22 protein-coding genes and 1 pseudogene are annotated in these 20,311 nt (G+C 62.1%); all 23 read left to right on the top strand.

Features of this window, described 5'->3' with window-relative positions; translation table 11 throughout:
• The coding region (gene rpsA / locus IHN22_RS08580) for a 30S ribosomal protein S1 (RefSeq protein ID WP_191434772.1) at positions 1–1,174 on the top strand (1,174 nt) is incomplete at its 5' end.
• A 228-nt stretch (positions 1,175–1,402) separates the two neighbouring features.
• Entirely contained in the window at positions 1,403–1,879 is a 477-nt protein-coding gene (locus IHN22_RS08575) for a CarD family transcriptional regulator (RefSeq protein WP_087187914.1), read from the top strand.
• A 93-nt stretch (positions 1,880–1,972) separates the two neighbouring features.
• Complete coding sequence (ispD, locus tag IHN22_RS08570; RefSeq protein ID WP_191434770.1) at positions 1,973–2,704, top strand: 2-C-methyl-D-erythritol 4-phosphate cytidylyltransferase; 732 nt, start codon at positions 1,973–1,975, stop codon at positions 2,702–2,704.
• Positions 2,701–3,174 (top strand): 2-C-methyl-D-erythritol 2,4-cyclodiphosphate synthase, encoded by a 474-nt coding sequence (gene ispF, locus IHN22_RS08565; RefSeq protein WP_087187916.1) that lies wholly within the window; start codon positions 2,701–2,703, stop codon positions 3,172–3,174. Before ispD ends, ispF begins: the two co-directional genes overlap by 4 nt.
• Positions 3,175–3,233: 59 nt before the next feature.
• A complete protein-coding gene (locus IHN22_RS08560) occupies positions 3,234–3,488 on the top strand; it encodes a DUF3343 domain-containing protein (RefSeq protein WP_087389409.1) in 255 nt (84 codons plus the stop codon).
• On the top strand, positions 3,485–4,612 hold the full coding sequence (locus IHN22_RS08555) for an aminotransferase class V-fold PLP-dependent enzyme (protein ID WP_191434768.1): 1,128 nt from the start codon (positions 3,485–3,487) through the stop codon (positions 4,610–4,612). Before IHN22_RS08560 ends, IHN22_RS08555 begins: the two co-directional genes overlap by 4 nt.
• Positions 4,613–4,842: 230 nt before the next feature.
• Complete coding sequence (cdaA, locus tag IHN22_RS08550; RefSeq protein ID WP_087187919.1) at positions 4,843–5,730, top strand: diadenylate cyclase CdaA; 888 nt, start codon at positions 4,843–4,845, stop codon at positions 5,728–5,730.
• Positions 5,711–6,955, top strand: coding sequence for a CdaR family protein (locus IHN22_RS08545; RefSeq protein WP_191434767.1), 1,245 nt, complete (start codon positions 5,711–5,713; stop codon positions 6,953–6,955). Before cdaA ends, IHN22_RS08545 begins: the two co-directional genes overlap by 20 nt.
• A gap of 40 nt (positions 6,956–6,995) precedes the next feature.
• A complete protein-coding gene (locus IHN22_RS08540; protein WP_087187921.1) occupies positions 6,996–7,424 on the top strand; it encodes a SoxR reducing system RseC family protein in 429 nt (142 codons plus the stop codon).
• Positions 7,424–8,293, top strand: coding sequence for a DUF5685 family protein (locus IHN22_RS08535; RefSeq protein ID WP_191434765.1), 870 nt, complete (start codon positions 7,424–7,426; stop codon positions 8,291–8,293). Before IHN22_RS08540 ends, IHN22_RS08535 begins: the two co-directional genes overlap by 1 nt.
• Positions 8,290–8,883 (top strand): J domain-containing protein, encoded by a 594-nt coding sequence (locus IHN22_RS08530; protein ID WP_087327075.1) that lies wholly within the window; start codon positions 8,290–8,292, stop codon positions 8,881–8,883. Before IHN22_RS08535 ends, IHN22_RS08530 begins: the two co-directional genes overlap by 4 nt.
• Before the next feature lie 3 nt (positions 8,884–8,886).
• Positions 8,887–9,426 (top strand): hypothetical protein, encoded by a 540-nt coding sequence (locus IHN22_RS08525; RefSeq protein ID WP_087187924.1) that lies wholly within the window; start codon positions 8,887–8,889, stop codon positions 9,424–9,426.
• A gap of 315 nt (positions 9,427–9,741) precedes the next feature.
• Complete coding sequence (locus tag IHN22_RS08520; RefSeq protein ID WP_087268592.1) at positions 9,742–10,620, top strand: YicC/YloC family endoribonuclease; 879 nt, start codon at positions 9,742–9,744, stop codon at positions 10,618–10,620.
• Between the two features lie 11 nt (positions 10,621–10,631).
• A complete protein-coding gene (remA, locus tag IHN22_RS08515; RefSeq protein ID WP_087187926.1) occupies positions 10,632–10,901 on the top strand; it encodes an extracellular matrix/biofilm regulator RemA in 270 nt (89 codons plus the stop codon).
• Positions 10,901–11,509, top strand: a complete 609-nt coding sequence (gene gmk, locus IHN22_RS08510; protein ID WP_191434763.1) for a guanylate kinase — start codon at positions 10,901–10,903, stop codon at positions 11,507–11,509. Before remA ends, gmk begins: the two co-directional genes overlap by 1 nt.
• Positions 11,510–11,515: 6 nt before the next feature.
• Positions 11,516–11,716 (top strand): DNA-directed RNA polymerase subunit omega, encoded by a 201-nt coding sequence (rpoZ, locus tag IHN22_RS08505; RefSeq protein WP_087187928.1) that lies wholly within the window; start codon positions 11,516–11,518, stop codon positions 11,714–11,716.
• Positions 11,717–11,966: 250 nt separating this feature from the next.
• Positions 11,967–14,432: a replication restart helicase PriA gene (gene priA, locus IHN22_RS08500; RefSeq protein WP_300986081.1), complete on the top strand. Its 2,466-nt coding sequence runs from the start codon at positions 11,967–11,969 to the stop codon at positions 14,430–14,432.
• A 13-nt stretch (positions 14,433–14,445) separates the two neighbouring features.
• A complete protein-coding gene (def, locus tag IHN22_RS08495) occupies positions 14,446–14,940 on the top strand; it encodes a peptide deformylase (protein ID WP_191434759.1) in 495 nt (164 codons plus the stop codon).
• Positions 14,937–15,887 (top strand): methionyl-tRNA formyltransferase, encoded by a 951-nt coding sequence (gene fmt, locus IHN22_RS08490; protein ID WP_191434757.1) that lies wholly within the window; start codon positions 14,937–14,939, stop codon positions 15,885–15,887. The genes def and fmt overlap by 4 nt, the downstream gene beginning before the upstream one ends.
• Positions 15,884–17,131 carry a glycosyltransferase family 39 protein gene (locus IHN22_RS08485; protein ID WP_191434755.1) on the top strand — a complete coding sequence of 416 codons (1,248 nt, stop codon included), beginning with the start codon at positions 15,884–15,886 and terminating at the stop codon, positions 17,129–17,131. Before fmt ends, IHN22_RS08485 begins: the two co-directional genes overlap by 4 nt.
• A 12-nt stretch (positions 17,132–17,143) precedes the next feature.
• Complete coding sequence (locus IHN22_RS08480; RefSeq protein ID WP_087187933.1) at positions 17,144–17,842, top strand: zinc metallopeptidase; 699 nt, start codon at positions 17,144–17,146, stop codon at positions 17,840–17,842.
• Between the two features lie 3 nt (positions 17,843–17,845).
• A complete protein-coding gene (rsmB, locus tag IHN22_RS08475) occupies positions 17,846–19,816 on the top strand; it encodes a 16S rRNA (cytosine(967)-C(5))-methyltransferase RsmB (RefSeq protein ID WP_191434753.1) in 1,971 nt (656 codons plus the stop codon).
• A 1-nt stretch (position 19,817) separates the two neighbouring features.
• Positions 19,818–20,311 (top strand): annotated as a pseudogene (locus tag IHN22_RS08470) (23S rRNA (adenine(2503)-C(2))-methyltransferase RlmN); the annotation flags it as partial.

Genomic DNA, 20,311 nt, shown 5'->3' with positions numbered 1-20,311 from the left:
TTCTATTGGAATCACTGCGGGCGCGTCCACGCCTGAGTGGATTATAAAGGAGGTCTATGACAAAATGAGCGACGAAAACATTGAGATCGAGGAATCCTTCGCTGAAATGCTGGAGAAATCGATCAAGACTTTAAATACAGGGGAGAAGGTCACGGGCGTTGTCACTGGCATTACGCCCACTGAGATCTATGTGGATCTTGGCACCAAGCACGCCGGCTACATACCGGTGTCCGAACTGACCGACGACCCTACGGTCAAGGTCGAGGACCTGGTAAAGGTTGGCGATGAGATTGAGACCTACGTCATGCGCGTGAACGACCAGGAGGGTGTTGTCACCCTTTCCAAGAAGCGCCTTGACACCGTGAAGAGCTGGGAAGAAGTGGAGCAGGCCAAGGAGGACCACACCATCATGGAGGGCGTGGTCACCGAGGAGAACAAGGGCGGTGTTGTTGTCAACATCAAGGGCGTGCGCGTCTTTGTGCCCGCCTCCCAGACCGGTCTGCCCCGTGACACCCCCATGAGCCAGCTGGTCAAGCAGAAGGTGCGCCTGCGCATCACCGAGGTCAACCGCGCCCGCAAGCGCGTGGTGGGCTCCATCCGCGCCGTTGAGGCCGAGGAGCGGGCCGCCAAGGCCGCCGAGGTGTGGGCCAACATCGAGGAGGGCAAGCGCTACACCGGTACCGTGAAGAGCCTGACCTCTTACGGCGCTTTCGTGGACATCGGCGGCGTGGACGGCATGGTCCACATCTCCGAGCTGTCCTGGTCCCGCATTAAGCACCCCTCCGAGGTCGTCTCCGTGGGCGACACCGTTGAGGTGTATGTCATCTCCTTCGACCCCGAGAAGAAGAAGATCTCTCTGGGCATGAAGGATCGCTCCCAGAACCCCTGGGAGATCTTCACCAGCAAGTATCAGGTGGGCGACGTGGCCAATGTCCGCGTGGTCAAGCTGATGACCTTCGGCGCCTTCGCCGAGATCGTACCCGGTGTGGACGGCCTGATCCACATCTCCCAGATTGCCGATCACCGCATCGACAAGCCCGGCGACGTGCTGAGCGAGGGCCAGATGGTGGACGTGAAGATCATCGACATCGACTACGACCACAAGAAGGTCTCCCTGTCCATCCGCGCTCTGCTGGAGGGCGGTCAGGAGGAGGCTGCTCCCGAGGAGGAGTAATTCTGTCACCCAAACCGGGGACGCCAGTTCTGGCGTCCCCGGTTTTTTGCATTTTGGACCACAGAGCAGCACAGCGGAGGCTTTTTCGCCCGGATTCCCCGCTTTTTTACACAGACGCAAGGGATTTTACTTGCAAAGCATTGAAATCCGGTCTATAATGAACTTGTATCGGATAAAACAAGGTGAGGAGTGTATAGGAACCGGACGGATCTGCTTGGAGGTGGGATCGTGTTTCAGGTAGGGGACAAAATCGTTCACCCGATGCATGGTGCTGGTATTGTGGACAGCATCGTGCAGAAGAAAATCAACGGTGTCGTACGGGAGTACTACATTCTCAAGCTGCCTGTGGGCGGGATGCTGGTCATGATCCCCACGGAGAACAGCGAGGAGATTGGTGTGCGCCCGGTGATCAACGGGGAGGAGGCGGAACGCGTCATTGCCGCCATTCCCGGCATCGAGGTGGATATGACCCCAAACTGGAACCGCCGTTACCGGGAAAATATGCTCCGGCTGAAAAGCGGGGATTTGCTGGAAGTGGCTCGGGTGGTAAAGGGACTGACCCACCGGGACGAGGAGCGGGGGCTCTCCACCGGAGAGCGCAAGATGCTCCACTCCGCCAAACAGATTCTGATCTCAGAGATCGTGCTCTCCCAGAACGCCAGCTATGAGGACGTGGAAAAGCGCATCAATACCGCTATGGCGTAATAGGATACAACGGAGGGACGGCCAACCGCCCCGCCCATATCAAGCGATAAAAAGGGGCCGGCAGGCTCCTTTTTTGTAGAAGGAGGAACCAAGATGGCAGGCATATTCTCCCGGCTGTTTCATCGGGACAGGCCGGAATCCCTCCGCTGCGGCGCGGTGGTACCTGCGGCGGGCAGCTCCACCCGGATGGGGCAAGACAAAGTGCTGCTCCCCCTGGACGGGGTGCCGGTGATCCTCCGCACCCTGCGGACCCTGGACAACTGCCCCCTCATTGACGAGATCGTGGTGGTCACCCGGGAGGATTTGATCGTGCCCATCAGCGGTCTGTGCCGGGATGCCGCCCTGTCCAAGGTGCGAAAGGTAGTACGGGGCGGGGAGACCCGCACCCAGTCGGTACTGGCCGGGGTGGAGGAGCTGAGCCGCTCCATCGAGCTGGCCGCCATCCACGATGGCGCCCGTCCTCTGGTGAGCCAGAAGGTACTGGAGGAAGTGATCCGCCGGGCGGCCCAGTGCGGTGCCGCCGCCCCCGCTGTGCCGGTGAAGGATACAGTAAAGGTGGCCCGGGACGGTCTGGTGGAGTCCACCCCCGACCGGTCGGTGCTCTACGCCGTCCAGACCCCCCAGGTGTTCCAACGGGATCTGATTCGAGGGGCCCTCACCAAGGCACTGGAGGCGGATGCCGCCCTCACTGACGACTGCTCTGCTGTGGAGCGGCTGGGTATCGGGGTGGCCTTGACTCAGGGAGATTACTGCAACCTGAAACTGACCACGCCGGAGGACGTGGCTATGGCTGAGGCCCTGCTGGCCTGGAGGGAAGAAATATGAGAATCGGACACGGATATGACGTACATAAGCTGGTGGAAGGCCGGAAGCTGATTTTGGGCGGGGTGGACATTCCCTGGGAGAAGGGGCTGCTGGGCCACTCCGACGCCGACGTACTGACCCACGCCATTATGGACGCCCTGCTGGGGGCGGCAGCCCTGGGAGACATCGGCAAGCTGTTCCCCGACAACGACCCGGCCTACGCCGGGGCGGACAGCCTGGTGCTGCTGGAGCGGGTGGGGGAGCGCCTCACCCAGGCCGGGTACCGGGTGGGCAACATTGACGCTACCATCCTGGCTCAACGCCCCAAGCTGGCCCCTCACATTTCCCAGATGAGGGCCAATCTGGCCGCCCGGCTGGGACTGGACGTGGATCAGGTTAGCGTGAAGGCCACCACCGAGGAGGGCCTGGGCTTTACCGGGACAGGGGAGGGTATGGCCGCCCACGCCGTCTGTCTGCTGGAGTCCATTTAGATGCACGGTTCACCCTTTGCTCCTCTTGCACATATGCTGGTGCGAGAGGAGCGTTTTTTATGGTCTATTATCTCATTGTCTGCCGCTCCCTGACCTATGCCCAGCGGACGGCCGCCGCGCTGGAGCGGGCGGGGATCACGGCCCGCATTCTTCGATCCCCCAAACTCATCGACCGGGAGGGGTGCAGCCACTCGGTGAAGGTGGCCGAGCGCAGCCTTACCAACGCCCTGGTGATCCTGAACCGGGCGGGCCTCAACCCTAAACGGATTTTCCTCCAGGCGGAGGACGGCGGCTACCGGGAGGTGGGGCTGTGATCTATCTGGACAGCGCCGCCACCACCCTGCAAAAGCCCCCCGCTGTGGCCCGGGCGGCGGCCTGGGCGGTGGGAAATCTGGCCAGCCCCGGCCGGGGCGGCCATCTGCCCGCCCGACGGGCGGCGGAGACCGCCTTTGCCTGCCGTCAGGCGGCGGCCGATCTCTTCGGCATGGAAAGCCCTGAACAGGTGGTGTTTACCTTCAACGCCACCCACGGCCTGAACATCGCCATCCGTTCCTTGGTGAAGCCGGGGGATCGGGTGCTCATCTCCCCCTGGGAGCACAATGCCGTCACCCGGCCGCTCCACGCCCTGGGGGCGGAGATCATGGTAACCAAAGCCCCTCTGTTTGACCGGCAGGGGCTGCTGGACGCTTTTGAGGCGGGGCTGGAGGCGGACCCGGCGGCGGTGGTATGTACCCATGTCTCCAATGTGTTCGGTTTTATCTTGCCCATGGAGGAGATCGCCGCCCTGTGCCGCCGGCGGAGGGTACCTCTTATTGTGGACGCCTCCCAGTCCGCCGGCTGTCTGCCGGTGCGGCAGGAGAAGCTGGGGGCAGCCTTCATCGCCATGCCCGGCCACAAGGGGCTGTACGGCCCTCAGGGGACCGGGCTGCTCCTCTGCGCCGGGGAGGCGGTCCCTCTGATCCAGGGTGGTACCGGCAGTGCCTCCGCCCTCCAGACCATGCCAGATTATTTGCCTGACCGGCTGGAGGCGGGGACCCACAATCTGCCCGGCATTTCCGGACTGCTGGCGGGGCTGCGCTATGTGGCCGCCCGCACCCCGGAGGCTATCGGCAAACGGGAGGGGGCCCTTATCCGACGGGCAGCCCAGGGGCTGGCCCGGCTGCCCCATGTAAAAGCTTTTCAGGCACGGGACCCGGCCTGTCAGAGCGGCGTGCTCTCCTTCCAGGTGGAGGGGATGGACTGTGAGGCGGTGGGGGAGACCCTGAGCCGCCGGGGCATCGCCGTGCGGGCGGGGCTCCACTGCGCCCCTCTGGCCCATGAAAACGCCGGCACTCTGGAGGCGGGCACCGTCCGGGCCAGTGTCTCCGACTTCAATACCCCGGCGGAGGTGGACCGGTTTGTGTGGGAGGTCTCCCGGCTGGTCCAGTCCTCCAGCTGAGCGAAATGCCCTCCAAGGCCCTCGGCCCGGAGGGTTTTTTGCTGCCAGGAAAGCGTCGGACCCCGTCGGATCTGAGGGAACGGTGAGCGGAATTCACAGAAAATTGATCTTGCTTACCCTTGTCAATCACAGGGGAATACAGTATAATAAATTGGTTAAAGTAGGTCGGTTCAACAGGACCGGCCAGGGAGCAATGACCGGCGCCGCCGGAGAGCGGGAGACGTGGGAGTATGGAAGGCATTTTATATCTGCTGCAGCAGCTCAAAGGGATGGTGACCCCCATCGGGATCTTCGATATCATCGACATCCTGATTATGGCGTTTATCATCTATAAGCTCATTATGCTCATCCGCCGCACCAGCTCCGGGGCGGTGGCTAAGGGCATTTTGGTGCTCATTGTGGCCCTGTGGGCCTCCAGCCTGCTTCAGCTTAACACCGTTAATTTCCTGCTGGGCAGGGTGGTGGAATGGGGTGTTGTGGCTCTGGTGGTCATTTTCCAACCGGAGATCCGCCGCTTCCTGGAGCAGATGGGCCGTACCAGCCTGGGCCAGGTCTTTACCCACGCTGAGGAACGCAACGAGCTGGATGGGGCCATCACCCAGACGGTGGAGGCCTACGCCTCTCTGTCCAAGTCCAAGACCGGTGCGCTGATGGTGTTTGAGCGGAAGAATATGCTGGATGATGCCATCAAGACAGGCACTGCCCTGGACTGCTCGGTGAGCGCCGAGCTGCTGAAAAACATCTTCTGGAACAAGGCCCCCCTCCATGACGGCGCCGTCATCGTCCGGGGCGGCCGGATTGTGGGCGCGGGCTGTATGCTCCCCATGTCGGGCAACGTGAATCTGTCCCGGGAGCTGGGTATGCGCCACCGGGCGGGCATCGGCGCCAGCGAGCACACCGACGCGGTGGTGGCCATCGTGTCGGAGGAGACCGGCTCCATCTCGGTGGCGGTGGGCGGGATGCTCAAGCGGCATCTGGCCCCCGAAACCCTGGAACGGCTGCTCCGCAATGAGCTTATGCCCGAGCAGGAACAGACCGAAGCTCCGTCCAAGTTCAAATTTATGTCGCTGTTCCGGGGCGGAAAGGGGGAGAAGCTGAATGGTGAGAAAGATCACTGATTCCAAGTGGTTCTATATTCTGGTCTCCCTGCTGCTGGCCTTCGCCCTTTGGATCTATGTGGGCAAGGAGGCCAACCCCCTGACCACCGGCACCGTCCGCAACGTACAGGTGGTATTCAGCGGCCTGGACGTGCTGGAAGAGCGGGGCCTGATGATCTCCCAGGGAGCCGATCAGATGGTGAGCCTCAATATCCAGGCCCGCCGGGAGGTGTTCAACCGCCTGTCCCAGGGGGATGTGACGGTGAATATCGATGTGTCCGGCATTACCGAACCGGGTGAGCAGTCCATTCCCATCACCACCCGTATCATCAGCTATCCCCGATCCATCACCTCCACCGACGCCATTGATCTGCGGTATACAAGCCCCTCTACTGTGGACTTTACCGTGTCCCGCTGGACGGAAAAGGATGTGCCGGTACAGGCGGTCTTTGAGGGCAGTGTGGCTGAGGGCTATCAGCGGGGCGAGTTCTCCATCACCCCGGAGACCATTACCATCAGCGGCCAGGAGGAGCTGGTCAACGAGGTGCAGTATGCCCAGGTGACCGTGGCTCAGCAGGAGCTGACCAGCACCTACAGTGAGCAGTGTCAGGTGACCCTCATGGATGCGGACGGAAACGCGGTGACTGGGAGCAACATTCAGGCCGATCCCCAAACCGTTCTGGTGACCCTGCCGGTAGAGGTGCTCAAGGAGGTACCCCTCACCGTCAACCTCATCGAGGGCGGCGGCGCTACGGCGGCCGACGCCAAGGTGACCTTCAGCCCCACCGACACCATCATGGTGTCCGGCGATCAGGCTGATGTGGAGGGCCTGAAGGAAATCTCCCTGGGTGATATCAAACTGGCCGACGTATACGGCACCAATGTGTTTACCAAGGAGATTGAGCTCTCCCCGGAGCTGACCAACGTCAGCGGCATTACCGAAGTGAATGTGACGGTGACCATTCAGGGTCTGGCTACCCGCACCATGAAGGTGGACAACATCGAGATCATCAACACGCCCGAGGGCTATGAGGCGGAGGCCATCACCAAGTCGTGCAGCGTCCTCATCCGGGGCCCGGAGGAGGAGGTCAATGAGATCACCGAGTCCCAGCTTCGGATCGTAGCCGACCTGTCCAACACCGATCCCTCCACCGGCAGCCGCACTGTCCCGGTCAAGGTCTATCTGGATGGCAGCAGCAGTGTGGGCGTGGTGGGCGAATATGCCATATCCGTATCCCTGACGTAGGTTTCTGTCATAGAACAAAGAGAAAATTCAAGGTGATCCCATGATTCAAACTGCAAAAGTAACCAAAGTATTTCCCGATGGCCGGGCGGAGGTGGCGGTGAAGCGTCAGTCCGCCTGCGGCCACGACTGCTCCAAGTGCGGCGGCGGATGCAGCGAGCTGATGGTCAGCTCCACCGTGGCCGTCATGGCGGCCAACCCGGTGCGGGCCATGCCTGGCGACATGGTGCGGGTGGAGTCCTCCACCGGCGGCATTCTGAAGGCGGCTGTGGTGGTCTATCTGGTGCCTTTTATCCTGTTTTTCCTGGGTTATTTTATCTGCGCTGCCTTTCAGCTGAGCAGCGGCATCAGCGCCGCGGTGGGCGGCATCGGCTTTGCCCTGGGCGTGCTGCTGGCGGTGCTGCTGGACCGGCAGGTCCGCCGCAACCGCTCCATTACCTTCTGTATCACCGCCATCAATCCCGCTGACTAATGTTCGGCTATGTGCGTCCCTGGCGGGACGAACTGAAGGTGCGCCAGAACCGGGACTATGAGGCCCTCTATTGCGGAGTGTGCCACGCTCTGGGCAAGCGCCACGGCTTTCTGGCCCGGATGTTCCTCAACTACGACTTCACCTTCCTGGCCATGCTGCTGGACGGGGCCAAGCCGGAGCCTGCCTCCAGGCGATGTCCCGCCCGGCTGTGGTGCAGGAAAAAGAACTGCGTCCTCTCTGACGGAGTGGACGCAGCCGCCGATGCCGGTACCATCCTCAGCTACTGGAAGCTGCGGGATACGGTGGATGACAGCGGGTTCTGGAAGGGGCTGACTGCCCGGCTGCTGTCCCGGATGCTCCGCCGTGGTTACCGGAAGGCTGCCGCCGCCCGGCCTGATTTTGACGGCCAGGTGCGCCAATGTCTGACGGAGCTGCAGGCGTTGGAAGGGGAGAAGTGCCCCTCCATCGACCGGACGGCGGACACCTTTGCCCGGCTGCTCACCGCTGCTGCGCCCCCCTCAGGGGACCGGGCACGGGACCGGGCCATGGAACAGCTGCTCTACCACATTGGACGGTGGATCTACCTGGTGGACGCCTGGGACGATCTGGAGGAGGACAAGCGTACCGGCTCCTACAATCCCATCCTGACCCGCTTTGACGGCAGGCCGGAGGAGGGACGGGAGACCATGCGCACCACTCTGCGTCACTCTCTCAATCTGGCCCGGTCCGCCATGGCCCTGCTGGAGCTGGGCCACTGGCAGGAGACGGTGGAGAACATCCTCTATCTGGGCCTGCCCGCCGTGGAAGAACTGGTTTTTACCGGCCAATGGAAGGCCGCCAATCATACAGACAGGAGAAAACATACATGAGCGATCCTTACAGCGTATTGGGTGTAAAGCCCGACGCCAGCGACGACGAGATCAAGCGGGCGTACCGGGAACTGGCCCGGAAGTACCATCCCGACAACTATCAAAACAATCCTCTGGCCGATCTGGCGGAGGAGAAGATGAAGGAGATCAACGAGGCCTACGACGCCATCACCAAGATGCGCTCCGGCGGCGGCCACCAGGGCGGAAGCTATCAGGGCGGCTATCAGCAGTCCTACGGCTCCTCCTCCCAGGGCTCCAGCCTGTACAACCAGGTCCGCCAGGCCATCAACATGGGGGATCTGAGCCGGGCTGAGCAGCTGCTCCGCTCCGCCCCCAACCAGGATGCCGAGTGGCACTTCCTCACCGGCTCTCTGGCCTACCGGAAGGGTTGGCTGGACGAGGCTACCCAGCATATCCAGATGGCCTGCAACATGGACCCCTCCAACGCCGAATACCGTCAGGCCCTGATGATGATGCGTCAGGGCGGCCAGGCCTACCGGCCCTACGGCTACGGCGGCGGCCCCGACGCCTGCGATATGTGTACCGCCTGTATGTGTCTCAACTGCCTGTGCGGCGGCTGCGGGAACTGAGCCATGGCAGGGCGTGGTTCTTATCGCGGCGGCGCGGGTCGGACAGCGCTGGTGGGCCTGCTCACCGGCCTGTCCCTGATTTCCCTCTACCTGGCCTTCCTGGCGCCCAGCGGCAAGCTGGCGCTGGTGGCGGTAGCGGGGGTGTTTCCGGCAGGGGCGGTGGTGTCCGCCAGCCTGGCCGCCGGGTTTTTCTGCTACGGCGCCACCGGTATTCTGGGTCTGCTCCTTATCCCCAGCAAGAGTGTGGCGCTGCTCTATCTGATCTTCTTCGGCCTGTGGCCTATGGTGAAGAGCCTGTTGGAGCGGCTGCCCAGCCGGGTACTGGAATGGGTGGGCAAGCTGGTCTGCTGCAACATCGCCCTGGCGGTGCTGTGGTTCGGGCTGAAGGCACTCTTTCTGCCCTTTTTGCCCGCCGCCCTCAGCCAGAGCTGGATGGTCTTTGCTGCCGGCAACATCGGCTTTGTCATCTATGACATCGGCTTTTCCAAGCTCATCGCCTTCTATGTGGCCCGGGTGGACAGGGGCTTGCGGAAGAATCGGTAGTCTGATATAATAATGCGTAATGAACAAAGCTGGAAGTCTTGAAAGCTAAAGCTTTCAGGGCCAAATAGCTTTGTTCAGGTGCAAGGTTTTTGGACGAAGTTGTCCAAAAACCTTGCGCCTTCCACTGGTGCGTTGAGACGCACTAGTGGAAATACGCATTATAACAATGGCTGAATTCCATAAAAGCGGCTCCCTTGAGCCGTTTTTATGGAATTGCGCGGCTACTGCCGCGGGAATAAACCGATTTTCGGTTTATTCAGCAGGCATTATAATAAATAGGATTAAATACTTTCATACGAACAGGGGGAACCCCATTTGGTCAAGAGTATGACCGGCTACGGCCGGGGAGAGGCCAACCTGAACGGCCGTCCCATCACGGTGGAGCTGCGTTCGGTGAACAACCGCTATCTGGACTGCACCGTCAAGCTGCCCCGCATCTATGTGTTTGCCGAGGACGCGGTGAAGAGCCGGGTGCAGAGCCGGATTTCCCGGGGTAAGGTGGACGTGTACATCACCATTGGCCCCTCCGCCAATGGCGACGTGGCCATTTCGGTGAACAAGCCTGTGGCCGACGGCTATTACGCCGCCCTCAAGGACCTGCGGGATACCTACGGCCTGCGGGACGACATCTCTGTATCCCTGCTCTCCCGGTTCCAGGACGTGTTCCTGGTGGAAAAAACCCAGGAAGACCTGGAGGCCCTGTCTGCCGATATCTGTACGGTGCTGGATCTGGCGCTGGACGACTTTGACGCCATGCGCACCCGGGAAGGGGAGAAGCTGTGCCAGGACGTCCGGTCCCGGGCGGCCACCATCGAGGGCCTGGTGTCCAAGGTGGAAACCCGCTCTCCCGGCATCGTGGCCGACTATCGTGCCAAGCTGGTGGCCCGGATGAACGAGGTGCTCCAGAACACTCAGATCGACGAGAGCCGCATTCTCACCGAGGCGGCCATCTACGCCGACAAGGTGGCGGTGGACGAGGAGACTGTCCGCCTGCGCAGCCATCTGTCCCAGCTGGACCATATGCTGAGCCAGGGCGGCGCCATCGGCCGCAAGCTGGACTTCTTGATCCAGGAGTTCAACCGGGAGGCCAACACCATTGGCTCCAAGTGCAGCGATATTGAGACCGCCGGCTATGTGGTGGATATCAAGGCCGAGATCGAGAAGATCCGGGAACAGATCCAGAACATCGAGTAAGGAGCGGCCCCATGAAACTGATCAACATCGGCTTTGGCAACATGGTATCGGCGGGGCGGCTTATCGCCATCGTCAGTCCGGAATCCGCCCCCATCAAGCGTATGGTGCAGGAGGCCCGGGATAAGGGCAACCTGATCGACGCCACTTATGGACGGCGTACCCGGGCGGTGCTCATCATGGACAGTGACCACATCGTGCTCTCGGCCCTCCAGCCGGAGACGGTGGCAGGCCGACTGGGCGGAAAAGAGACAGAAGCCGCAGAGGAGGAAGAGGCGCCTTGATGGGAAAGAAGAAAGAACATGGCACGCTCATCGTGCTGTCCGGCCCCTCGGGGGTGGGAAAAAGCACGGTGATCGCCGAGCTGCTCAGCGAACGCAAGGACATCCATTTTTCCGTGTCCTTCACCACCCGGCAGCCCCGGGTGGGCGAGGAGGACGGAGTGAACTACAACTTCGTCGCCCGCGAGGAATTTGAGCGGATGATCGCCAACGACGAGCTGTTGGAATACGCCGAATATGTCCATAATTACTACGGCACCTCTCTGCGGGTGATCCGGGAGAAGCTGGACGCCGGTATCGACGTGCTGCTGGACATCGAGGTCCAGGGCGCCGCCAAGGTGCGTGCCAAGTGCCCCGACGCGGTGTGTATCTTCATCGTACCCCCCTCCTTTGAGGAGCTGTCCCGCCGGCTGCACCGCCGGGCCACCGACAGCGAGGAGGTCATCCAGGGCCGGCTTCAGAAGGCCCGGGAGGAATACCGGGAGATCCCCAATTACGACTATCTGGTGGTCAACGACAAGGTGTCCGACGCGGCGGAGGAGATCATCTCCATCCTCACCGCCGAGGGATGCCGCACCAAAAACCGCATGAATCTGGTAGAAGGAGTCTGATCGAATATGATGCTCGAACCCCCTATGAACAAACTGCTGGAGCAGGTGCCCAGCCGCTATATGCTGGTGAACGTGGTGGCCCAGCGGGCCCGTCAGGTGGCCACCGAGGCGGAGGACGCCGGCATCTCTCTGGACGATAAGCCTGTCACCATCGCCATCCGTGAGGTGGCCGAGGGTAAGGTGGAGCTGAACCAGGAAGAGGCCTGATATGAGAGGAATGAGAGGCAAGCGACAGACTTTCCGGCCTGTCGCTTGCCTCGGGCTGTCCTTAGGCCTTGTTTGAAGATTGTCAACAAGCCCAATCGGCGGGCCTTTTGCCCCCTGGACGGCACTATTTTTCCTTGAAATCCGTCAGGATTCCTGCAAAAAAATTGCTTGCCAGCGGCCAAAATTCCTCGTCGCTGGGCATATCGCCAATATTCAAACAAAGCCTAGGGGAAATGGGAAGGAGATGGACATGGTAGCGAAAATCGCCCTCAAGGCTGCCACCTACGCCATCGACAAGCCCTACGACTACGTCGTGCCTGCCGAGCTAACTGTTACTCTGCGGCCTGGGATGCGGGTCATTGTGCCCTTCGGCGCGGGCAACCGCCGCACTGAGGGCATTGTGCTGGCCCTGGAGGCCCAGGGTCCGGCAGGCGTGTCCTTAAAGCCGGTGCTCACCGTGCTGGACGACAGCCCGGTGCTGGACGGTGAGGCCATAAAGCTGGCCCTGTGGATGCGGGAACGGTGGTTCTGCACCGTGTACGACGCCGCCCGGGCCATGCTGCCGGCAGGGCTGTACTATGCACTCCAGGACCAGTGGAAGGTGGCCGAGGGGGTGGACCGGGAGGCGGCCTTTGAGGCCGCCGGCAAGTCGGACCACGCCCGGCAGGTGGTGGAGCTGCTCTTTGCAAACGGCGGCTGCGCCGATGTGACCGCCATTCGGGAGGCCTTCGGCACCAAAGACCCCAATCCCGCCCTTAAGCTGCTGCGGGACAAGGGGATCATCACCCTGGAGACCAGTGCCGCCCGGGGCGTGGGGGACAAGACCGAACAGGTAGCGTCCCTGGCTATGCCCGCCCAGGAGGCCCTGGATCAGGCTGCCGCACGGCGGCGGACCGCCCCGCTGCAATATGCGGTGGTGGAGCTGCTGTGTGTCATCGGCGAAGCTTCCACCAAGGAGCTGTGCTACTTTACCGGGGCCAGCTCGTCCACCCTCCGGGCCTTGACCAAAAGCGGGGTCATTACCCTGGAAAAGCGGGAGGTCTACCGCCGGGTACAGGTGGAGGGCGTGGAGCAGCTGGCCGAGCCGGTACTCAACGGCGAGCAGCAGGCCGCCTTTGACGGCCTTAACGCGTTGGCTGCCGGAAATAAGCCTGCCGCCGCGCTGCTCTACGGCGTCACCGGCAGCGGCAAGACCCAAGTATACCTGAAATTGATCTATGAAACCCTGCGGCGGGGGAGAACCGCTCTGGTGCTGGTGCCCGAGATCTCCCTGACCCCTCAGCTGATGCGCCTGTTCTCCTCCCACTTCGGGGAGCAAATCGCCGTGCTGCACTCCTCCCTGAGAGCGGGGGAGCGGTACGACGAGTGGAAGCGCATCAAGGCGGGGGAGGCCCGTGTGGTCATCGGTACCCGCTCCGCTGTCTTTGCCCCCCTGAAGGACCTGGGCCTCATTGTGCTGGATGAGGAGCAGGAGGGGACCTATCAGTCAGAAAACGTGCCCAAGTACCACGCCCGGGACGTGGCCAAGTTCCGCTGTGTCCAGCACAAGGCTCTGCTGCTGCTGGCCTCGGCCACCCCGTCCATTGAGACCATGTACCAGGCCCGGCAGGGCGCCTACCAGCTGTTTACCCTGAAACAGCGGTACAATCAGCGGCCTCTGCCCCCGGTAGAGATCGTGGATATGAAGGGGGAACTGCGCTCCGGCAACGGCACCGACCTGAGCGGCGTGCTTACCCGGGCCCTGGCGGATACCGCCGCCCGGGGGGAGCAGGCCATTCTGCTGCTCAACCGCCGGGGCGCCAGCCGGATGGTGAGCTGTGGGGAGTGCGGCGAGGTGCCCACCTGCCCCCGGTGCTCCGTCCACCTCACTTACCACTCGGCCAACGGGCGGCTCATGTGCCACTACTGCGGTCACTCCCAGCCTTTACCCCCTGCCTGTCCGTCCTGCGGCGGTACCCTGAACTTCATTGGGGCGGGTACTCAGAAGGTGGAGGAGGAGCTGACCGAGGCTTTGCCCGGTTGGGAGGTGCTGCGGATGGATGCCGACTCCATTTCGGCCACCCACAGCCACGAGAAGCTGTTCGCTCGGTTTGAACGGGAGAACATCCCGGTGCTGCTGGGCACCCAGATGGTGGCCAAGGGTCTGGACTTTCCCAACGTGACTCTGGTGGGTGTCATCAACGCCGACCAGTCCCTGTATGTAGACGACTACCGGGCGGGTGAGCGCACCTTCTCTCTGCTCACCCAGGTGGTGGGTAGAGCGGGCCGCGGAGCCCGGGGGGGACGGGCCGTCATCCAGACCTATACCCCCGACAACGACGTGATCCGCTGCGCCGCCCGCCAGGACTACGACGGCTTCTATCAGCAGGAGATCGCCCTGCGGCGGCTGCGGGGCTGCCCGCCCTTCCGGGACCTGTTCGTACTCACCGCCTCAGGCAAGCTGGAGGCGGCGGTGCTGCGAACCTGTATGCGGCTGCGGCGTACTTTGGAGGGCTGGCTGAGGCTGCCCGCCTATGAGGGATTGGAGGTCCAGCTGCTGGGTCCCGCCCCGGCTTCCATCGCCAAAATCAACGAGCGCTACCGCTACCGGCTCACCATGGCCTGCGCCAACACCAAGCCGGTGCGTGATATGATCGCCGCCCTGCTGCGGGCGGCCCAGACCGATAAAGAAAACAAAGGGGTGTCGGTGACTGCCGACGTGAACCCACTGGATTAGGAGGAAGAACATTATGGCACTGCGTACCATTCTTACCGACGGCGATCCCGCCCTGCACAAGGTCTGCCGTCCTGTGACCCAGTTTGATGAAAAGCTCCACGACCTGCTGGACGATCTGAAGGAGACGCTGGCCAAGGCCAACGGCGCCGGACTGGCCGCTCCCCAGGTGGGCATCCTCCGCCGGGCGGTTATCGTGGTGGATGCCAACGATGAGATGCTGGAGCTGGTCAATCCGGAGATCATTGCCCGGGAAGGGGAGCAGGAGGGCTTTGAGGGCTGCCTGTCCGTCCCCGGCCGCTGGGGCGTGGTGAAGCGTCCCATGAAGGCCAAGGTGCGGGCTCAGGACCGCAACGGCAACTTCTTTGAGGTGGAGGGCGAGGAGATCGTGGCCCGCTGCTTCTGCCACGAACTGGACCACCTGGACGGCCATCTGTTTACCGAGCTGGCTGGCCGCCTGTACACCAACGAGGAGTTGGAAGAGATGATGGCGGAGGAGGACGACGCATGAGAATCCTCTTTATGGGTACGCCCGATTTCGCGGTGCCCTCTCTGGAGGCCCTGATTCAGGCGGGTCACCAGATCTGCGGGGTGTTCACCCAGCCTGACAAGCCCAAGAACCGGGGCATGAAGCTTCAGGCTCCGCCGGTGAAGGAGTGCGCCCTGGCCCACGATATCCCGGTGCATCAGCCCACCAAGCTGCGGGATGGTACCGCTCTGGCTCTGATCCAGGAGCTGGCTCCCGAGCTCATTGTGGTGGCCGCCTACGGCCGCATCCTGCCCGACGATATTCTGGCCGCGCCCCCCAAGGGCTGTATCAACGTCCATTCGTCCCTGCTGCCCAACTACCGGGGCGCCGCTCCCATCAACTGGGCGGTGCTCAATGGGGATAAGGAGACCGGCGTGACCATCATGCACATGGCCCACGACCTGGACGCCGGAGACATCATCTCTCAGGCATCCACCCCCATTGATCCCGATGAGACGGTGGTGACCCTCCACGACCGGCTGGCTGTGCTGGGGGCCCAGCTGCTGGTGGAGACGGTGTCTCAGATTGACGCTGGTACTGCTACCCGCACCCCTCAGGACCATGACAAGGCCACCCTGGCCCCCATGCTGAGCCGGGAACTGTCCCCCATGGACTTCACCCGCACCGCCCGTCAGCTCCACGACCAGGTCCGGGGCCTGATTCCCTGGCCCGCCGCCGTGGCTACCTTGGGAGACAAGCGGTGTAAAGTATTTAAAACTGTCATTTCTGAGGAGCGCACCAACACTGCTCCGGGCACTGTTCTGGCCGCCGGGAAGGATGGCCTGGCGGTGGCCTGCGGGGAGGGCACCGTGCTGCGGCTGGAGGAGATCCAGCCTGACGGCGGCAAGCGCATGAAGGCTGCCGACTACCTGCGGGGCCATCCCATTGAGGTGGGGACCGTGCTGTCCCTGCCGGAGCAGGGGAAATGAACCTGATCTGGACCCTGGCGGTCACCGGCGTGGTGGCCGCCCTGGGTTTGTACCTGGTGCTGCGGTGGCTGGGCCGGGCCGGTGTGCCGGTGCCCCTGGCCGCCAAAGGACTTGCAGCCAAGGGCTATATGCCTGACAGCAGAGAATGTGTAAAGGTATTTGCCGTTACATTTGGATTCCGTATTTTGATCTTCCTGCTGGTGGGGTTGGTGGCCTGTTTCGTGCTTTATCCCGGCTCCGGTCCCGACGCCTTCCTGTGGATCTGGAAGAAATGGGACGGCCTGCACTACGTCAATCTGGCGGAGCTGGGCTATTCCGGCTATGTGGAGGACGGGAAAAATCTGTTTCTGGTGTTTTTCCCCTTGTATCCCTGGCTGATGCGGGTGATTTCCCTTATCACGGGCAATACTATGGCGGCGGGGCTGCTGATTTCCTTTGTCTGTTACGGGGCGGGCTGCGTCTTTCTCTACAAACTGGCCGCCTTTGAGCTGGGCAGGGGAGGAGCCCGGCGGACGGTGCTCTTTCTGTCGGTGTACCCCTACGCGTTCTTCTTCGGCGGCATTATGACCGAGAGCCTGTTCCTGCTCACCACCGCCGCAGGGCTGTGGTACATCCGCCGCCACCGCTGGTGGACGGCGGGTGTATGGGGAATGCTGGCCGCCATGACCAGGATGCACGGCGTCCTGCTCATTGGGGCGGCAGCGGCCGAGCTGGTGGAGCATATGGGCCGTTTTGATTGGAAAACCATTGCCCGCAGGCTACCTGCCCTACTGCTGCCGGCTGTGGGCACCCTGATCTATTTGACCCTCAACTGGTCTGTAACTGGCAACCCATTTGCCTTTACAGTTATGCAGCAGCACTGGAGTCAGGGTTTTTGTCCCATTGCCGATACCCTGTGGTATGTGCTGCAAAACGCCCTGAGCTACCCTACGGAGCTGGTGCGGTACCAGATTTGGATCCCCACCATTGTGCTCTTCCCGGTGTTCTTTGCCCTGCTGGTGTGGGCGCGGAACAAGTTCCGGGGTATGTACACCCTGTACGGCTTTGTCTACCTGGTGCTCAACTATTCTTTGTCCTGGCTGCTCAGCGCCGGACGCTATCTGTCCTGCGCCCTGCCGTTCTTCCTGTTTGCCGCCGCCCTCACCGAGGGGAGACCCAAGCTGACAGCGGCGATCACCACCGCCATGGGGGCGGGATTCCTGCTCAATCTGTTCTGGTTCCTCACCGGGGGCCAGGTCATGTGACTGGAGGTCATTATGCCCTTTTTCTACTATTTTGACACCTATTACTGGATCATTCTGGTGCCAGCTATGCTCATCGCCCTGCTGGCCCAGATCAACGTGTCGTCCACCTTCAACCGCTATTCCCGCATTGCCAGCCGCCGGGGCCTTACCGGCGCACAGGCTGCGGAGGAGGTACTGAAGGCCCACGGGGTGTACGGCGTGCGCATCACCCGGGTGTCCGGTAAGCTTACCGACCACTATGACCCCCGGACCAATACCATCCGGCTGTCCGACGCGGTGTATGGCTCCACCAGCATCGCCTCGGTGGGAGTGGCCGCCCATGAGGCGGGCCACGCCGTCCAGTACGCCCAGGAGTACGGTCCCATCAAACTGAGAGGGGCCATCATCCCGGTATGTAACTTCAGCTCCCAGATCTCCATCCTGCTCATTATCCTGGGCTTTGTCCTGTATTCCAGGCCCCTGTTTGCCGTGGGTGTGGTGCTCTTTGCCGTGGCCGCCTTCTTCCAGGTGGTCACCCTGCCTGTGGAGTTCAACGCCTCCCGCAGAGCCATCCAATCTTTGCAGGATACCCATATGCTGGACGACCAGGAGCTGCGTGGGGCCAAGAAGGTGCTTGGGGCTGCCGCCATGACCTATGTGGCCGCTCTGCTGGTGTCCATTGCCCAGCTGCTGCGCTATATCCTGGCTTTTAACAGCCGCCGGAGGGATTGACATATGACTGCCAGAGAAGCGGCCCTCCGGGCCCTGGTGGCCTGCGAACAGCAGGGCGCCTGGTCGGACGGCTTTTTGAAGAAGATCCTGCGTACCGCCGGACTGGACAGCCGGGACGCAGCCCTGACCACCCGGCTGTGCTTTGGTGTGCTCCAGAACAGGCTGCTGCTGGACTACTACCTGGGCAAGCTGTCCACGGTGAAGCTGGAAAAGATGGAGCCCGCTGTCCGCAACAGCTTGCGGCTGGGTGCGTATCAAGTGTTATTCCTTGACAGAGTGCCTGACCACGCCGCCGTCAGCGAGGCGGTGGATCTGGCACGGAAGGGCTCCAAGAATCCCCGGTCCGCCGGTCTGGTGAACGGTGTGCTTCGGTCCCTGGTGCGGCAGAAGGACAGCCTGGAGCCGCCGGAGGACCCGGCGGTGCGGTACAGCCATCCCCAGTGGCTGGCCGACCTCTTTACCCGCCGGCTGGGCAGGGAGGAGGCCGCCGCCCTTATGGCGGCCAACAACGGGGAGCCGCCCACCTGCGCCCAGGTGAACACCACCAGGGCCACGGTGGAAGAAGTGACCGATTCCCTCCGGGCGGAGGGAGTGGAGGTCCAGCCTCACGCCTGGCTGCCAAACTGCCTGCTGCTGTCCCACACCGGCAGCCTGGAGGAGCTGACCGCCTTCCGGGAGGGCCTCTTTTACATTCAGGACGCCGCCGCCAAGCTGGCGGTACTGGCCGCCGACCCCAGAGAAGGCATGGACGTACTGGACGCCTGCGCCGCCCCCGGCGGCAAGTCCTTTGCCGCCGCCATTGCCATGTGGGGCGAGGGAAAGGTGGTCTCCTGCGACATCCACCCACATAAGATGGACCTGATCCAGGCGGGAGCCAAGCGGTTAGGCCTGGACTGTATTACAGCGGAAGTGCTGGACGGCAGGGAGTGTAAAGAAGAATTCCTTGACGGATTTGACCTGGTATTGGCCGACGTGCCCTGCTCCGGCCTGGGTATCATCCGCAAGAAGCCGGACATCCGCTATAAGGACCCCAAGCCCCTGGAGGGGCTGCCCCGGGTCCAGAAGGCCATTCTGGACAATGTGTGCCGCTACGTCCGTCCAGGCGGTGTACTGCTCTATGCCACCTGCACTCTGCTGGAGCGGGAGAATGAGGACGTAGTGCGGGCATTTTTAGACAAGCATAAAGACTTTACATTAGAGCGTTTTCAGTTGCCCGGCGACTTTGAAGGCGCCAGGGAGGGCATGGTGACCTGCTGGCCCCACCGCCACGGCACCGACGGCTTTTTCTTCGCCAAGCTGCGGCGGATGCGGGGGGTGTATGAGGTCCGGCCCAACGAGGGCATGGGTCCCTTCACCTTGGGCATGACCCAGGCCGAGGCGGAGGACGCCCTGAACAAGCTGAATGAGGAAGAGCACCAAGCCGTGGAGGTGTGGCACCGCTTCGGCGGGTACGGCTCGCCCCAGACCTTCCAGCTGGAGTATGAGGACGGAAAGCTGAGCCGCATTGGACTGGACCGGTGCGAGGATCTCAAGGTCCTGTACCGAGGCCTGGATCTGATGGGTACCCACGCCGAGGACCTGATCCCGGCCCTGGCCAAGGAGACCGGCTATGTGTGCGACTGTGAGGACCATGAGCTGGCCTGTACCTATGAATTTCCCGCCCTGGGTCTGGAGCTGTGGCGGGAGAGCGCCTACCACCCCAAGCTGCTGGCGGTTCCGGAATTCCAGGAGATGATCCAGGCGCTGCCGGAAAACCTGGAGTATGAGCAGGACCACGGCTGGTGCTTTGCCCAGGTGTGGGTCCAGACCGGGTTCTTCCGGGCCCAATGTCCTCTGGAGCCAGGCCCGGCCCCTTATGCACACCCCGTCAAGCCAACGCCTCCGGAGCGGGAGCCCACGGCGGAGGAGATGATTGCATTCCTCCATAGAAAATACGGACTGATACCGCCGGAAAGGCCCGGCAGGGGAGAGTAACATGACTGACATCAAATCTATGGATCTGGCGGAGATGACCGCCTATTTGAAGGAGTTGGGGGAGCCCGCCTTTCGGGCCAAACAGGTCTTTCAGTGGCTCCACCGGGGGGTGCGCTCCTTCGATGAGATGACCAACCTGTCCAAGGCCCTGCGGGAGAAGCTGAAGGCCGACTGCCTCCTGTGTCCGCCGGAGGTAGAGCGCAAGCAGGTGTCCGCTCTGGACGGAACCATCAAATATTTATGGCGCTTATCCGACGGAAACTGCATTGAAACCGTTTTGATGCGCTACCATCATGGGAATACTGTGTGTATCTCCTCTCAGGTGGGCTGCCGCATGGGGTGCGCCTTCTGTGCCTCCACTCTTGGTGGCAAGGTAAGAGACTTGACCCCTGCTGAGATGCTGGACCAGGTGCTCTTTACACAGATCGATTCCGGCCACACCATCAGCAATATTGTGCTCATGGGCATCGGCGAACCCCTGGACAACTTTGACAC

It is taken from the genome of Flavonifractor sp. An112, assembly GCF_904377885.1.
Classification (GTDB): Bacteria; Bacillota; Clostridia; order Oscillospirales; family Oscillospiraceae; genus Flavonifractor; species Flavonifractor avicola.
The sequence above is the reverse complement of the archived record's forward strand: the minus strand, read 5'-3'. Positions and strand labels throughout refer to the sequence as shown.

Coding starts and splice junctions, on each gene's coding strand:
- ispD (WP_191434770.1), top strand. CDS start 1,973: ATGGCAGGCATATTCTCCCGGCTGTTTCATCGGGACAGGCCGGAATCC.
- ispF (WP_087187916.1), top strand. CDS start 2,701: ATGAGAATCGGACACGGATATGACGTACATAAGCTGGTGGAAGGCCGG.
- IHN22_RS08535 (WP_191434765.1), top strand. CDS start 7,424: ATGTTCGGCTATGTGCGTCCCTGGCGGGACGAACTGAAGGTGCGCCAG.
- IHN22_RS08485 (WP_191434755.1), top strand. CDS start 15,884: ATGAACCTGATCTGGACCCTGGCGGTCACCGGCGTGGTGGCCGCCCTG.
- priA (WP_300986081.1), top strand. CDS start 11,967: ATGGTAGCGAAAATCGCCCTCAAGGCTGCCACCTACGCCATCGACAAG.
- fmt (WP_191434757.1), top strand. CDS start 14,937: ATGAGAATCCTCTTTATGGGTACGCCCGATTTCGCGGTGCCCTCTCTG.
- gmk (WP_191434763.1), top strand. CDS start 10,901: ATGGGAAAGAAGAAAGAACATGGCACGCTCATCGTGCTGTCCGGCCCC.
- def (WP_191434759.1), top strand. CDS start 14,446: ATGGCACTGCGTACCATTCTTACCGACGGCGATCCCGCCCTGCACAAG.
- rsmB (WP_191434753.1), top strand. CDS start 17,846: ATGACTGCCAGAGAAGCGGCCCTCCGGGCCCTGGTGGCCTGCGAACAG.
- IHN22_RS08480 (WP_087187933.1), top strand. CDS start 17,144: ATGCCCTTTTTCTACTATTTTGACACCTATTACTGGATCATTCTGGTG.
- IHN22_RS08530 (WP_087327075.1), top strand. CDS start 8,290: ATGAGCGATCCTTACAGCGTATTGGGTGTAAAGCCCGACGCCAGCGAC.
- remA (WP_087187926.1), top strand. CDS start 10,632: ATGAAACTGATCAACATCGGCTTTGGCAACATGGTATCGGCGGGGCGG.
- cdaA (WP_087187919.1), top strand. CDS start 4,843: ATGGAAGGCATTTTATATCTGCTGCAGCAGCTCAAAGGGATGGTGACC.
- IHN22_RS08545 (WP_191434767.1), top strand. CDS start 5,711: ATGGTGAGAAAGATCACTGATTCCAAGTGGTTCTATATTCTGGTCTCC.
- IHN22_RS08560 (WP_087389409.1), top strand. CDS start 3,234: ATGGTCTATTATCTCATTGTCTGCCGCTCCCTGACCTATGCCCAGCGG.
- rpoZ (WP_087187928.1), top strand. CDS start 11,516: ATGATGCTCGAACCCCCTATGAACAAACTGCTGGAGCAGGTGCCCAGC.
- IHN22_RS08540 (WP_087187921.1), top strand. CDS start 6,996: ATGATTCAAACTGCAAAAGTAACCAAAGTATTTCCCGATGGCCGGGCG.
- IHN22_RS08525 (WP_087187924.1), top strand. CDS start 8,887: ATGGCAGGGCGTGGTTCTTATCGCGGCGGCGCGGGTCGGACAGCGCTG.